The sequence below is a fragment of the Blastomonas sp. RAC04 genome, from assembly GCF_001713435.1.
Taxonomy (GTDB): domain Bacteria; phylum Pseudomonadota; class Alphaproteobacteria; order Sphingomonadales; family Sphingomonadaceae; genus Blastomonas; species Blastomonas fulva.
Window position 1 is genome coordinate 2,332,518 of record NZ_CP016460.1, and the last position, 12,711, is coordinate 2,345,228.

The following is a 12,711-nucleotide window of genomic DNA, read 5'->3' on the forward strand; positions in this document are numbered from 1 at the left end:
AGGCCATGTATCAATACGACAAATATGATCAGGCGATGGTCGATGCGCGCGTCGCGGAATTTCGCGATCAGGTGCGCCGCCGTCTCGATGGCAGCCTGCCCGAGGACGAGTTCCGTCATCTGCGCCTGAAGAACGGGCTGTACCTGCAGCTGCACGCGTACATGCTGCGCGTCGCGATCCCCTACGGCACGCTGTCATCGAAGCAGATGCACATGCTGGCGCACATCGCGCGCAAGTACGACAAGGGCTATGGCCATTTCACCACCCGGCAGAACATCCAGTACAACTGGATCAAGCTGGACGAGACACCCGACATCCTCGCCGATCTGGCGACAGTCGAGATGCACGCCATCCAGACCAGCGGCAACTGCATCCGCAACATCAGCTCTGACCATTTCGCGGGCGCCGCCGCCGACGAGATCGCCGATCCGCGCCCCTGGGCCGAGCTGCTGCGCCAGTGGTCGACCTTCCATCCCGAATTCCAGCTGCTGCCGCGCAAGTTCAAGATTGCGGTGATCGCGTCGGGTACCGATCGCGCCGCGATGCGGCTGCACGATATCGGCATCGAGCTGGTGAAGAACGCAGACGGCGTGCTGGGCGCGAAGTTCTTCGTCGGCGGCGGCATGGGCCGTACCCCGATGATCGCGCCGTGCATCCGCGAGTTCGTTCCGGCTGAAGAGCTGATCAGCTATTCCGAAGCGTGCCTTCGCGTCTACAACCGCTATGGCCGCCGCGACAACAAGTACAAGGCGCGGATCAAGATCCTCGTCCACGAAATCGGTGCGGACGAATACCGCCGCCAGGTCGAGGAAGAGTTCGCGCACATGAAGACGCTGGGGCTCAATCCCCCGGTGGCCGAGCTCGAGCGGATCAGCGCCTATTTCACCGACCCCGCCTTCGAGCAGGGCCTGAGCGATGACATCGACCGTTCCGACCCCGACTTTGCGGTCTGGGTCGACCAGAACACCCATGCGCACAAGACACCGGGCTATGCCTCGGTGACCATCAGCCTGAAGCCCGCAGGCGGCATCCCCGGCGATGCCACCGCCGAGCAGATCGACCTGATGGCCGACCTCGCAGAGCGCTATGCGTTCGACGAACTGCGCGTCACCCACACGCAGAACATCGTGCTGGCGCATGTCCGCAAGGCCGATCTGCATGCGATCTGGCAGCAGCTCGATGCTGCGGGTCTCGCCAGCGCCAATCTCGACCTGATCGGCGACATGATCGCCTGCCCTGGTCTCGACTATTGCAGCCTGGCCAATGCGCGCTCGATCCCGGTGGCGCAGAAGATTTCCGAACGCTTCGCCGACACCGGCAGGCAGCGCGAGCTCGGCGAACTCAAGCTCAAGATATCGGGCTGCATCAACGCCTGCGGCCACCACCATGCCGGCCATATCGGCATCCTGGGGGTCGATAAGAAGGGCGTCGAGAACTACCAGCTGCTGCTTGGCGGATCGGCGGCAGAAGACGTTTCGATCGCAAAGATCGTCGGCCCCGGCTTCGACGAGGACGGTGTGGTCGACGCAGTCGAAACCGTGACCAACGTCTATCTGGGCGCGCGTCAGGCTGGCGAGCGCTTTGTCGATACCTATCGCCGCATCGGCATGGAACCGTTCAAGGAGGCGCTTTATGGCTGAGCCGCAGATCATCTACCGCGATGCGCCCCCCGTTACCGACCCGGCGGTATCGCTCGCCGACTTCACCGCCGGATCGAATGGCGCCGCCGTGCGGATCGAGCCGGGCGACGATGCGCGCGCGCTGTTGCCGCATCTGGGCCAGATCAAGCTGGTGGAGGTCAACTTCCCAGCGTTCGGCGATGGCCGCGGCTTCTCCTCGGCGCAGATCCTGCGCGAGGCGGGCTATGCGGGCGAGCTGCGGGCCACCGGCGATGTGCTGGTCGACCAGTTCGTCTTTCTGCGCCGCTGCGGGTTCGACAGCTTCGCGCCCAACAAGCCGCTCAACCCCGACGATGTGAAGGCGGCGGAGGGCTTCTTCCCAGAATTCTACCAGAAGACCAGCGACGGTGTCGCCGCGATCTGGGCCAAGCGCCATCAGGTGACATCATGAAGCAGACCCAAACCCAGGCATCGGACACCCGGGCCTCGGCAGGCCAGCGCGTGCGCGACCAGATCGATCTCAAGCCGCGCTTCACCGAAAGCGACGCGATCCGGCTCAACAACATGTTCCGCGGCACCGACACCGCCGAGATGATGCGCGTCGTCATCCGCGACGGGTTGGTCGGTGATCTGGCGGTGGTCTCCTCCTTCGGCGCGGAGAGCGCGGTGCTGCTGCACATGGTGGCGAGCGTCGATCCGACTCTTCCGGTGCTGTTCCTCGACACGCAGAAGCATTTCGCCGAGACGCTGACCTATCGCGATACGCTGGTCGAGCGGCTGGGGCTGACCAACCTCGTCCTGCTCGCGCCCGAGGCTGACGAGGTCGCGGGTCAGGATGCCAATGGCCTGCGCTGGTCGTACGACCCCGATGGCTGCTGCGAAATCCGCAAGGTGCGGCCGCTCGCCAAGGCGCTGCTGCGCTTTGATGGCTCGATCACCGGCCGCAAGGGCTTCCAGTCCGCCACCCGCCAGGGACTGCCGCGCTTCGAGATCGACACCAGCGATGCGCAGGGCCGGTTCAAGCTGAACCCTCTCGCCAGCTGGGGCAAGGACATGCTCGATGCGTATTTCGCCGAGCATGACCTGCCGCGCCATCCGCTGGAATCACAGGGCTATCCCTCGATCGGCTGTGCGCCGTGCACCAGCAAGGTCGCGCCGGGCGAAGACCCGCGCTCGGGCCGCTGGAAGGGCTGGGACAAGACCGAATGCGGCATCCACAGCGATGTCACGCCACTGCCTGGCACCGGTCAAGACAACGGTGCAAACGACCCGATATTCTGACGAAATTCACCTGATATCGGTTGGTCGCAAGTACAAACTCGCGTTCACGGTCCCTTAACCGGCCTGCGGCAATGTCGGCTCATGACCGGCGCGGCTCCCATCGAACAGATCCTGTACATCAGTACGGTGTCGCCAAGTGAAATGGTGAACCTCAACGCAATTCTTGCAGTTGCGCGGCGGAACAACAGTGCGAACGACATTACCGGACTGCTGATGTTCAACGGCAAGAGGTTTCTCCAGGTGCTGGAAGGGCCGAGCGAGGCCATCGATGCTACCTTCGAGCGCATCCGCCGCGATCCGCGTCATCGAGGCCAGGTTCTGCTGGCTCGCAAGACGATCCCGCAACGCGAGTTCGGCGACTGGTCGATGGGTTTCAGGGATGGCGCACACGAGGACAGCGGTGCGGTTTACGAGACGATCTGTGCCAAGGTCGCCGATGCCAACCCCAACCTGAGGGCCGAACTGACCGCTTTCGCTCGCCAGATCTGACACCGGCAGCTGGTCGCCGGACCGCATTATGCTGCGCAGCATATTGCGGCATTTGCGCGCGCGTATGGTTGACATAGCACGGCGCTGCCATATGTAGGACATAGCGGGCCGGGCCCCTCTGGCGACGAATGATGCCTTGCACATTCGGCGTGATGTCGGACCGCTACGGGATGCGCAACCATCCCGGGCTTCAGGCCCGGTCTTTCGATCGTTTTAACCCTGCGTATCCCGACCAATGCATCATCCATTGGAAAGGACAGAAAAATGAAAATCACAACGACCGCAATCATAGCGGCATTGTCAGTTGCAGGACTTGCTACTCCCACCGTCGCCGCCGATTATCAGGACATCCGCCATCAGGTGGAGGTCCCCCATGGCGAACGCCAGGTGACGGCCGTCTACCAGCCCAAGACCATGGTGAGCTATCGTCAGGTGGGCAACATGACCCCCAACCGCCCGAGCACGGCGCGGTGCATGTGGAAAGCGGAAATCTCGGTCGAACGGCACCTCCAGGCACCTGCCGGCCAGGGCAGCCATGTGGTGCGCACCCTGGTGCCCACCAAGCTGATCGAGGGCTCGACCAATGGCCGCTGCGCGCAGGGCAAGGAACAGGTCAGCTCCGCGCTGGCCCGCCGCACCGACGAGGTGCGCAGCCATGTTCTCGCGGTGGCGGCTGAAGACCGCAACGCACTTATGGCCGAACTGAGCATCGCCCAGGGCAATCCTGCGGGCTGATGCCACTTTGACAAACCCTCCCCCAGCGCGTCTGGGGGAGGCGTTTTGATCCTCCTCCCGCTTGCCATCTCCGCCTGCCTAGCCCACTGTCTTCCCAACAAAAAATTCTCAGGGAAGGACAGGCCATGGCGGCTCGCACGCAAAAATTCGGCAAATTCAGCAAATTCGGTTCCGTCGCGCTGGCGCTCGCCATCGCGCCGCTGTTCGGCGCGCACGCGCAAGGCACTGCCACCAGCGAGAATTTCACCGTCATCATCGGCGGCACCCGCGTCGGCCATCTCGACGTTGTGCGCAGCGGTGACACGGTGAAGATCGATTACGATTACAAGAACAACGGCCGCGGCCCCACGATGAAGGAAGAGCTGCGGCTTGATGCCAAGGGCATGCCGACATCCTGGAAGATCACCGGCAACTCGACCTTCGGCAACGCGATCAACGAGAGCTTCGCGATGCAGCGTGGCACCGCGCGGTGGACCGATTCGACCGGCAGCGGCAGCGCCAAGCCCAAGGGTCCGGCGATCTATGTCGCGCAGGAAGGCAGCCCCTGGGCCGCTGGGATGTATGCCCGCGCGTTGCTTGCCGATGATGACCGTTCGCTGCCTGCGCTTCCCGGCGGCGCGCTCAGCCTTGCCGAGCTCGAAAAGGTGCAGGTCTCCGGCACCGGCGGTGCGATGACCGTCACCTCCTATGCGCTTTCGGGCAACGATCTCGACCCCGGCTATTTCCTGCTCGACGACACCGGCGCGCTGTTTGCGGCGATTTCCCCGCGCGCAGTGTTCGTGCGCAAGGGCTTCGAGGGCGAGGACCTTAAGCTGCGTGACCTTGCGGTCAAATATTCGACTGAACGCTTCGTCAAGATGCAGGCCAAGGCGGCCAACAGCTACAAGGCGCCGGTGCGCATCACCAACGTTCGGCTGTTCGATCCGGTGACCATGAAGCTCACCGAGCCCAAGAGCGTGGTGGTCAGCGGACGGCACATCTCCGCCGTGCTGCCGGTGAACAGTCCCACCACCGAGGGCGAGGTTACCATCGACGGCAATGGCGGTACACTGGTCCCCGGCCTTTACGAGATGCACGGGCATATCGGCCAGGAAGACGCAATGCTCAACATCCTCGCCGGGATCACCTCGGTGCGCGATATGGGCAACGAGATCGATGTGCTCGACGGCCTGATCGAACGGATCGACAGCGGCGTGCTGGCCGGGCCGCGGATCACCAAATCGGGCTTCATCGAGGGCAAGAGTCCCTTCAGCTCGAACAATGGCAAGCTCGTCAACAGCCAGCAGGAGGCGATCGACGCCGCGCGCTTCTATGCCGCGCGCGATTTCCAGGCGATCAAGATCTACAACAGCATGAACCCCGAGTGGATCCCCACGCTGGTGAAAGAGGCCAAGACGCTGGGCCTCCACGTCATGGGCCATGTCCCCGCCTTCACCAACGCCGATGCGATGATCGCCGCAGGCTATGACGAGATGACCCATATCAACCAGGTGATGCTGGGCTGGGTGCTCGAGCCCAAGGAGGATACCCGCACCCTGTTGCGCCTGACAGCCCTGAAGCGCCTGCCCAGCCTCGATCTCGAAAGCGAGAAGGTGAACAGGACGATAGGCGCGATGGTCGAAAAGAAGGTCACCATCGACCCGACCTTCGCGATCCATGAATCGCTGCTGCTGGCGCGCAACGGCACGATCAATCCGGGCATGGTCGATTATGTCGCCAACATGCCGGTAGGCGTCCAGCGCAGCGCCAAGCAGGCGTGGTCGAACATCGAAAGCCCCGCCGACGACAAGGCGTATCGCGGCGCATTCGACAAGATCACTGCCACGATCAAGAAGATGCACGATGCGGGCATCTTCCTCATTCCCGGCACCGACATGGGCGGCAGCTTCACCTATCACCGCGAGCTCGAACTCTACCAGAAGGCCGGCCTGACCCCCGCGCAGATTTTGCGCCGCGCGACCTATGACATGGCCGAGTATCTCGACCAGGAACAGTCGCTGGGCAGCATCGAAAAGGGCAAGTACGCGGACTTCTTCCTGATCCAGGGTGATCCCACCAAGGACCTCAAGGCGATCAAGGCGATCCGCATGGTCGCCAAGGATGGCGTGTTCTATTACCCCAGCGACGTCTATCCCGAGTTCGGCATCAAGCCGTTCGCGACCAAGCCCAAGGTGAAGATGCCCAAGGAGGGCTGACGACCCATTGCTTTTTCACCGTCACCCCCGCGAAGGCGGGGGACCCGCTTCTGCGCTGACGTTTCGGCCATAGCGGGATTCCCGCATTCGCGGGAATGACGGGGGGAATGCTACAGGTCCCGCGCCCAGAACTGCATCGGGTGCGGCGTCTCCTGCGCATCACCGATGTCGAGCCAGTCGAAGCTGGTGGTCAGCCCCTGGACCCTGCCATAGCCACGGCTGATCCAGAAAGCGTCGAGCGCGCGGTAGTCCGCCGGGCGTAGCGGGTGGTCGGCGGGGCGCTGCACCGCGCAGAAAGTGGAGATGTCCGCGCCTGCCGCCCTGGCCCCCGCCTCGCGCTGGTCGAAGAACGCATGGCCGATGCCTTGCCCGCGATAGCCCGGCAGCAGCACCGACTCCCCGAAATAGAACGTGCGGCCGACATCCCAGCCATGCGCCATGAAGGGAGACAGGAACTCTTCCTTCTGCGCCGCCAGCGGCGATGCGGTGGCCGCGCCGACAATGGTATCGCCCTCGCGCGCAATCACCAACACCGCATCGGGCGCAGCAGCGAATTCGGCAAGATAGCCGCGCTCATAATCGAGATCGCCGTCATAGAGATACGGCCATTCGCGGAACACCGCGATGCGCAAGGCGGCAAGCGCGTCGATCGCCGCATGGATGCGGGCGGTAGGCAGCGTCTCGACCGTCACCGCCATCGGCTCAGCCCGCCTTGCGGATGACCACCGATCCTGCCGAATAGCCCGCGCCAAACGAGCAGATCAGCCCGGTGTCGCCCGGCTTCAGGTCGTCATGGTGCAGGTGGAAGGCGATGATCGACCCGGCAGAAGAGGTGTTGGCATAAGTGTCGAGCACCGTCGGGCTCTCGTCCTCACTCGCCTCATGCCCCAGCACCCGCTGCGCAATCAGCCGGTTCATCCCGGCATTGGCCTGGTGCAGCCACAGGCGGCGCAGGTCGGACGGGGCAATCCCAAGCCGGGCGATATGATCGGTGATCAGTTCGCCCACCATCGGCACCACCTCCTTGAACACCTTGCGGCCCTCCTGGACGAACAGCTTGTCGGCATCGTCGCGGCTTTCGGGCGCGGTGCGGTTGAGGAAACCGAAGTTGTTGCGGATGTTGTTCGAGAACCGAGTCTTGAGCTGGGTGCCCAGGATGTCCCAATGGCTTGCGGGGGCAAAGTCGGCATCTTCGATCAGTACAGCTGTGGCGACATCGCCGAAGATGAAATGGCTGTCGCGATCGCGCCAGTTGAGGTGGCCCGAACAGATTTCCGGGCTGACCACCAGCACCGACCGGGCATTGCCTGCACGGATGAAATCGGCAGCGGTCTGGATGCCAAAGGTCGCCGACGAGCAGGCGACGTTCATGTCGAATCCGAAGCCCTCGATCCCGAGCGCGTCCTGCACCTCGATCGCGATGGCCGGGTACGCGCGCTGCAGATTGGAGCAGGCGACCAGCACTGCATCCACGTCCTTGGCATCGCGCCCGGCGCGTGCCAGCGCATCGCGCGCGGCGGCGACGCCGATCTCGGCGAGCACCGAAATCTCTTCGTTCGGGCGCTCGTCGAAGCGCGGGCACATCACGTTGGTGTCGAGGATCGACGCCTTGGACAGAACCTTGCGCGCCTTGATCCCGCTCGCCTTTTCGATGAACTCGACCGACGACGGCTGCAGCGCAGTCATCTCCCCGGCCTCGATCGCGGCGGCATGCTGCGCATTATGCTGCGCAACATAGGCGTTGAAGCTCTCAACCAGCTCATCGTTGCTGATGCTGTCGGCGGGGGTAAAAAGGCCGGTCGCGGAGATGACCGGGCGGGCGGTGGGATAGGCGGAAGTCATGAAACCGTAGGGTCCTGCACTATAGCTGGAGCGGGTGGGCGTCTTACTGCCGCAATACGCCAATGGCAAGGGCCGTCGCGGATCGCGCATTTTTGCTTGCCGTGCGGGCGCCTGCGCTCTTTGATGGCCGCCAACCAGAACGGGAGAGACAGGCAAATGGAATATTCGGGCAAGGTCATCTGGATCACCGGGGCATCATCGGGAATTGGCGAGGCCCTGGCCGAGGCTTTTGCCGCGCAGGGCGCATCGCTGATCCTTTCGGGCCGCCGCAGCGATGCGTTACAGGCGGTTGCCGACCGGCTGCCGACGGCCAGCCTCGTCCTCCCGTTCGAGACCACCGACAAGCAGGCGCTGCCCGGCATCGTCGAGGAGGCGATTGCCTGGCAGGGCCATGTCGACGGCCTGGTCAACAATGCCGGGATCAGCCAGCGATCCCTTGCGGTGGACACCGCGCTTGAGGTCTACGACCGGATCATTGCGGTCGATCTGCTCGCCCCGATCTGGTTGACCCAGCTGCTGCTACCGCACATGACAGGCCGAAAATCGGGGATGATCGTGGGCATATCCTCGGTCGCGGGCCGCGCCGGCGTGCCGCTGCGCACAGCCTATTGCGCCGCCAAGCACGGGCTGATCGGCTATCTCGATGCGCTGCGCGCGGAAACCGAACTGCATTACGGGCTGAAGGTGCATACGGTGCTGCCCGGATCGGTCCGGACGCAGGTGTCCGCCAATGCGCTCGCAGCCGATGGCAGCCTGCACGGCAAGACCGACAGTACCATTGCCAATGGCATGGATCCCGCCGTTTGCGCCCAGCGCATCCTTGCCGATATTGCTGCCGGCCACCCGGAGATCGTGGTGGCGGAAGGTCTGGAGGACATGCTCGCCAAATTGCGGTTCAGCGATCCTGATAAGCTGTTCGGTACGGCTGCGGCGATGGGCGGCCAGCTCGCCGCGCAGCGCGACGCAGCGTCGGCGCAATGAGCCAAACGCCTCGGGAGCTGATCGACCGGCTCGCCCTTTCCCCGCACCCGGAAGGCGGCTGGTACCGCGAGACCTGGCGCGGCGCATCCGACGCCCATGGCCGGGCCAGCGAAACGCTGATCTACTTCCTGCTCGAAGCGGGCCAGCAATCGCACTGGCACACCGTCGATGCGACCGAAATCTGGTGCTGGCATGGCGGGTCCCCGCTCGAGGTCGGCACCGCTCCGGGTGACGACGGGCCCGTGGCGTGGCACGCGCTGGGCAACGATTTTGCCGCAGGCCAATCACCGCAACTGGTCATCCCCCCGCACCACTGGCAGGCCGCACGCGCGCGCCATGGCTGGGCGCTGGTCAGCTGCATGGTATCGCCAGGGTTCGAATTCAGCGGCTTCGTGATGGCCGAGCCAGGCTGGGAGCCGGGGTGAGCCTGACGACCCTCTCCCCGCCCGCCTGCGGGAGGGGAGCAATGTCCGTTGCTCCCTAGCCCGGCGTCTTGTCGAACTTCACCGCGTCCTCGGTATACCGCACCCAGGGCTGCGCGCTGGCGGTCCAGAAGTGCATCTTCGGGTCGAGCCCGCTGACATCGTCGAGCGTGCCCGCCTTGACGAAGTGCATCCCCTGCTGGCTGGGAAGGTCGGACAGGATCGGCGATCCGCAGATCCCGCAGAAACGCCGATAGACCGGGTCACCGCTCTCGCCGGTGTCCTGATAGGTAGTCAGCGTGCCGGTGATCTCCATCTGCGTGTCGCGCACCCCGATCAGCACCGACATCGCGCTGCCCGCCTGCTTCTGGCAGTTGCGGCAATGGCACACCGCGCTCAGCAGCGGGTCGCCTTCGATGGTGTAGCGCACGGCGCCGCACAGGCAGCCTCCGGTCATCGTCATGTGTATCTCTCCCCTTGCCAACGCCTGTCCGCGCGCCTCAGCCGTGCGTGTCGATCCAGGCAAATTCTTCCAGCAACAGCTTGGTGCTGTCCTCGAGCATCAGTTTCTCGACCATGTCGGCGACCATCGGCGCGCGGCTGGAAACGCTGATCTGCGCCTCGCACTGCGTGGCGTCGTCCGAGCGGGGCGCAAGCGTGATTTGCGCGGCGCCCTCTGCCGCAAGGCCCTTGGGCTTGGCGTTGCGCACCGCGGTCCAGCTGCCATCGGCGTGCTGCTGCCAGATATCGTTCTGCGTCAGGTTGAGCCACGACCCGATCACCGAGCGAATCAGCGCGGGCGCCTTGACCGGCACCTGGCGCGTGATCGCGACATGGATCTGCCCGGGCTCGGGCCGCTCGACGGCCACGCTGACATCGCGCGAGCCCTGCGCCTCCATCATGCCGACCAGGAACGCCTCGTCGGTCCAGCAGGCCACCACCAGCCCCACCGGTTTTGCAAATTCGTGCCGTTCCTGCCGCTTCAACATCGCGCCTGTCATTCCCTGATCCAGCGCCCGCATCCTGATGCATTGCGCTTGGCTGTCAGCAGCCTAGGCTATGCCGCAATGTTAGCAAGCTATGTCATGACAGTTCTCGTGATCGAACTGACGCCGGGGCCGAACATGGCCTATCTGGCGGCGCTGACGCTGGCGGCGGGGCGCAAGGCCGGGCTGGCGGCGGTGGCAGGTGTCGCGCTCGGGCTTTCGCTGATCGGCATTGCCGCAGCCGCCGGGCTGGCCACGCTGATTGCCGCGAGCCCGATGATCTGGGGAGCGCTGCGCTGGGCGGGCGGATTGTATCTGCTTTATCTCGCTTGGGAGACCTGGCGCGGAGAGACCGAAACCTCCCCCGCCGGCACCGCATCTATCAGCCGCACCGGGGCGCGCTATTTCAGCCGCGGGGTGATCACCAACGTCCTCAATCCCAAGGCGGCCCTGTTCTATGTCGCGATCGTGCCGCGCTTTCTTCCCGAAACCGGACCCACTTTGGCGACCGGTCTGGGGCTGACCGCGATCAGCGTGGCGGTTGCGACCAGTGTGCATCTGGCCATCGTGCTGCTGGCTGCCAGGATGCATCCGCTGCTCAGCCAGCCGGGACGCATGGAGCGAACCCGGCACGCGTTGGCGATCGGTCTGACGGGAATCGCGGCCTGGTTTCTGCTGACCACCACCGGCCCTTCGGCATAGCGCCGAGGGGAACCATTTCGGCGGATTTTGCGTAGTGATGGTCTGTTACCAAGAGGAGGTCGGCAATGATCAGACACGGCGAAGAAGTTGAAATGAACACCGAAGAAGCCAGCGGCGGGCAGAAGCGGGGAATCGTGCGCTATGTGCTGCTGATCTCGACCGCGCTTGCCATCCTCGCGCTCAGCATCATCTGGATTACGGGTGCGGCCACCTCGCCTGAAGGCTCCACGCCCAACCCGGCAGAGGCCACCGCAAACCCGGCAGCAGAGCCCGAGGGCGACTGAACCGTCTGAAGACGCTGCCGGTCTGAGCCATGGCCCACCCAACAAGCGGCGCTCCCCGTATCAGCGGGCGAGCGCCGTTTCGGTTTCCTGCATCAGCGTGGCGATGATATCGTCGACGCTTTCCTCGGCGTTGACCATGCCCACCGACTGGCCCGCCATCACCGATCCGTTCTCGACATCGCCATCGATCACAGCACGGCGCAGCGCGCCTGCCCAGAAATGCTCGATCTGAAGCTGCGCCTCGTTCATGTCGATGCCGCCGGAATCGAGCAGCGCCGCGACTTCGCGCTGCTTGGCGGTGAATTCCTCGGTGCCCTTGTTCTTGAGCGCGCGCACCGGGATCACCGGCAGGCGGGGATCGACCTGCACGCTGGCGATGGCATCGCGCGCATTGCCGCGCAGAAACGCCTTCTTGAACGCCGGATGCGCGATCGATTCATGCGCGCAGACAAAGCGCGTGCCCAGTTGCACGCCCGATGCGCCCATTTCCAGATAGGCGGCGATCGCGCTGCCCCGGCCGATGCCGCCGGCAACGAACACCGGCACTTCGTGCGCGACCTCTGGCAGGATTTCCTGCGCCAGCACGCTGGTCGATACCGGGCCGATATGGCCACCCGCCTCCATGCCTTCGATCACCAGCGCATCGACGCCCGATCGGATGAACTTCTTGGCCAGCGCCAACGCCGGAGCGAAGCACACCACCTTGGCGCCTGCGGCCTTGATCGCCTCGATGCTGCCCTTGGGCGGCAGCCCGCCTGCCAGCACGATGTGGCTGACCTGGTGCGAGGCACACACCGCGATCAGCTCCATCAGCTGCGGGTGCATGGTGATCAGGTTGACGCCGAACGGCTTGGTGGCAAGAGCCTTGGTCGCGGCGATCTCGGCATCGAGCAGCGCAGGGGTCATCGCCCCGCACGCGATCACGCCAAAGCCGCCCGCGTTGGAGATTGCCGAAACCAGGTTGCGCTCCGACACCCAGCTCATCGCCCCGCACATGATCGCGGTCTGGCTGCCGAGAAACGCGGTGCCACGCGCCATGGCGGTGTCGGTCAGGGGGTGGTTGGTCATAATTCTATCCTGTTCCGGTTCCCTTGCGAAGGCAGGGGGCCATCTCCAGAGCTATCGATACGAGGCAAACGCAGGAGATGGGCTCCTGCCTTCGCAGGAGACCGAAG

15 protein-coding genes are annotated in these 12,711 nt (G+C 64.3%); 10 read left to right on the plus strand and 5 right to left on the minus strand.

Annotation, left to right across the window (positions count from 1 at the left end; translation table 11 throughout):
* Window positions 1-5 precede the first annotated feature (5 nt).
* The 6 genes from BSY18_RS11850 to BSY18_RS11875 all read left to right on the plus strand — a co-directional run bounded on the left by BSY18_RS11850 (window position 6) and on the right by BSY18_RS11875 (window position 6,319).
* Window positions 6-1,640: a nitrite/sulfite reductase gene (locus tag BSY18_RS11850; protein WP_069050731.1), complete on the plus strand. Its 1,635-nt coding sequence runs from the start codon at window positions 6-8 to the stop codon at window positions 1,638-1,640.
* Window positions 1,633-2,070, plus strand: a complete 438-nt coding sequence (locus BSY18_RS11855) for a DUF934 domain-containing protein (RefSeq protein WP_069050732.1) — start codon at window positions 1,633-1,635, stop codon at window positions 2,068-2,070. Before BSY18_RS11850 ends, BSY18_RS11855 begins: the two co-directional genes overlap by 8 nt.
* Window positions 2,067-2,900 carry a phosphoadenylyl-sulfate reductase gene (locus tag BSY18_RS11860; RefSeq protein ID WP_069050733.1) on the plus strand — a complete coding sequence of 278 codons (834 nt, stop codon included), beginning with the start codon at window positions 2,067-2,069 and terminating at the stop codon, window positions 2,898-2,900. The genes BSY18_RS11855 and BSY18_RS11860 overlap by 4 nt, the downstream gene beginning before the upstream one ends.
* 81 nt (window positions 2,901-2,981) lie before the next feature.
* Window positions 2,982-3,389, plus strand: a complete 408-nt coding sequence (locus BSY18_RS11865) for a BLUF domain-containing protein (RefSeq protein ID WP_083231441.1) — start codon at window positions 2,982-2,984, stop codon at window positions 3,387-3,389.
* A 264-nt stretch (window positions 3,390-3,653) separates the two neighbouring features.
* Window positions 3,654-4,124 carry a hypothetical protein gene (locus BSY18_RS11870; RefSeq protein ID WP_054133998.1) on the plus strand — a complete coding sequence of 157 codons (471 nt, stop codon included), beginning with the start codon at window positions 3,654-3,656 and terminating at the stop codon, window positions 4,122-4,124.
* Between the two features lie 125 nt (window positions 4,125-4,249).
* Window positions 4,250-6,319 carry an amidohydrolase family protein gene (locus tag BSY18_RS11875; RefSeq protein ID WP_069050734.1) on the plus strand — a complete coding sequence of 690 codons (2,070 nt, stop codon included), beginning with the start codon at window positions 4,250-4,252 and terminating at the stop codon, window positions 6,317-6,319.
* A gap of 110 nt (window positions 6,320-6,429) precedes the next feature.
* Here BSY18_RS11875 and BSY18_RS11880 read toward each other — a convergent pair whose 3' ends face one another.
* Both BSY18_RS11880 and BSY18_RS11885 read right to left on the minus strand, forming a co-directional pair.
* Window positions 6,430-7,017 carry a GNAT family N-acetyltransferase gene (locus tag BSY18_RS11880; RefSeq protein WP_069050735.1) on the minus strand — a complete coding sequence of 196 codons (588 nt, stop codon included), beginning with the start codon at window positions 7,015-7,017 and terminating at the stop codon, window positions 6,430-6,432.
* 4 nt (window positions 7,018-7,021) lie between these two features.
* Window positions 7,022-8,161 (minus strand): beta-ketoacyl-ACP synthase III, encoded by a 1,140-nt coding sequence (locus BSY18_RS11885; protein ID WP_069050736.1) that lies wholly within the window; start codon window positions 8,159-8,161, stop codon window positions 7,022-7,024.
* 156 nt (window positions 8,162-8,317) lie between these two features.
* Here BSY18_RS11885 and BSY18_RS11890 point away from each other — a divergent pair, with 156 nt between their 5' ends.
* On the plus strand, window positions 8,318-9,142 hold the full coding sequence (locus BSY18_RS11890; RefSeq protein ID WP_069050737.1) for an SDR family NAD(P)-dependent oxidoreductase: 825 nt from the start codon (window positions 8,318-8,320) through the stop codon (window positions 9,140-9,142).
* Window positions 9,139-9,567 (plus strand): cupin domain-containing protein, encoded by a 429-nt coding sequence (locus BSY18_RS11895; protein WP_069050738.1) that lies wholly within the window; start codon window positions 9,139-9,141, stop codon window positions 9,565-9,567. Before BSY18_RS11890 ends, BSY18_RS11895 begins: the two co-directional genes overlap by 4 nt.
* Before the next feature lie 55 nt (window positions 9,568-9,622).
* On the opposite strand, the gene BSY18_RS11900 is transcribed toward BSY18_RS11895, so the two are convergent.
* A complete protein-coding gene (locus tag BSY18_RS11900; protein WP_054133992.1) occupies window positions 9,623-10,027 on the minus strand; it encodes a GFA family protein in 405 nt (134 codons plus the stop codon).
* A 37-nt stretch (window positions 10,028-10,064) separates the two neighbouring features.
* Window positions 10,065-10,553 (minus strand): DUF2505 domain-containing protein, encoded by a 489-nt coding sequence (locus tag BSY18_RS11905; RefSeq protein WP_171900225.1) that lies wholly within the window; start codon window positions 10,551-10,553, stop codon window positions 10,065-10,067.
* 96 nt (window positions 10,554-10,649) lie between these two features.
* On the opposite strand from BSY18_RS11905, the gene BSY18_RS11910 reads away from it, so the two are divergent.
* Window positions 10,650-11,252, plus strand: a complete 603-nt coding sequence (locus BSY18_RS11910) for a LysE family translocator (RefSeq protein ID WP_236823353.1) — start codon at window positions 10,650-10,652, stop codon at window positions 11,250-11,252.
* A gap of 65 nt (window positions 11,253-11,317) precedes the next feature.
* Window positions 11,318-11,536, plus strand: coding sequence for a hypothetical protein (locus tag BSY18_RS11915; RefSeq protein WP_054133989.1), 219 nt, complete (start codon window positions 11,318-11,320; stop codon window positions 11,534-11,536).
* Window positions 11,537-11,596: 60 nt separating this feature from the next.
* On the opposite strand, the gene BSY18_RS11920 is transcribed toward BSY18_RS11915, so the two are convergent.
* Window positions 11,597-12,604: an NAD(P)H-dependent flavin oxidoreductase gene (locus BSY18_RS11920; protein WP_069050741.1), complete on the minus strand. Its 1,008-nt coding sequence runs from the start codon at window positions 12,602-12,604 to the stop codon at window positions 11,597-11,599.
* Window positions 12,605-12,711 lie beyond the last annotated feature (107 nt).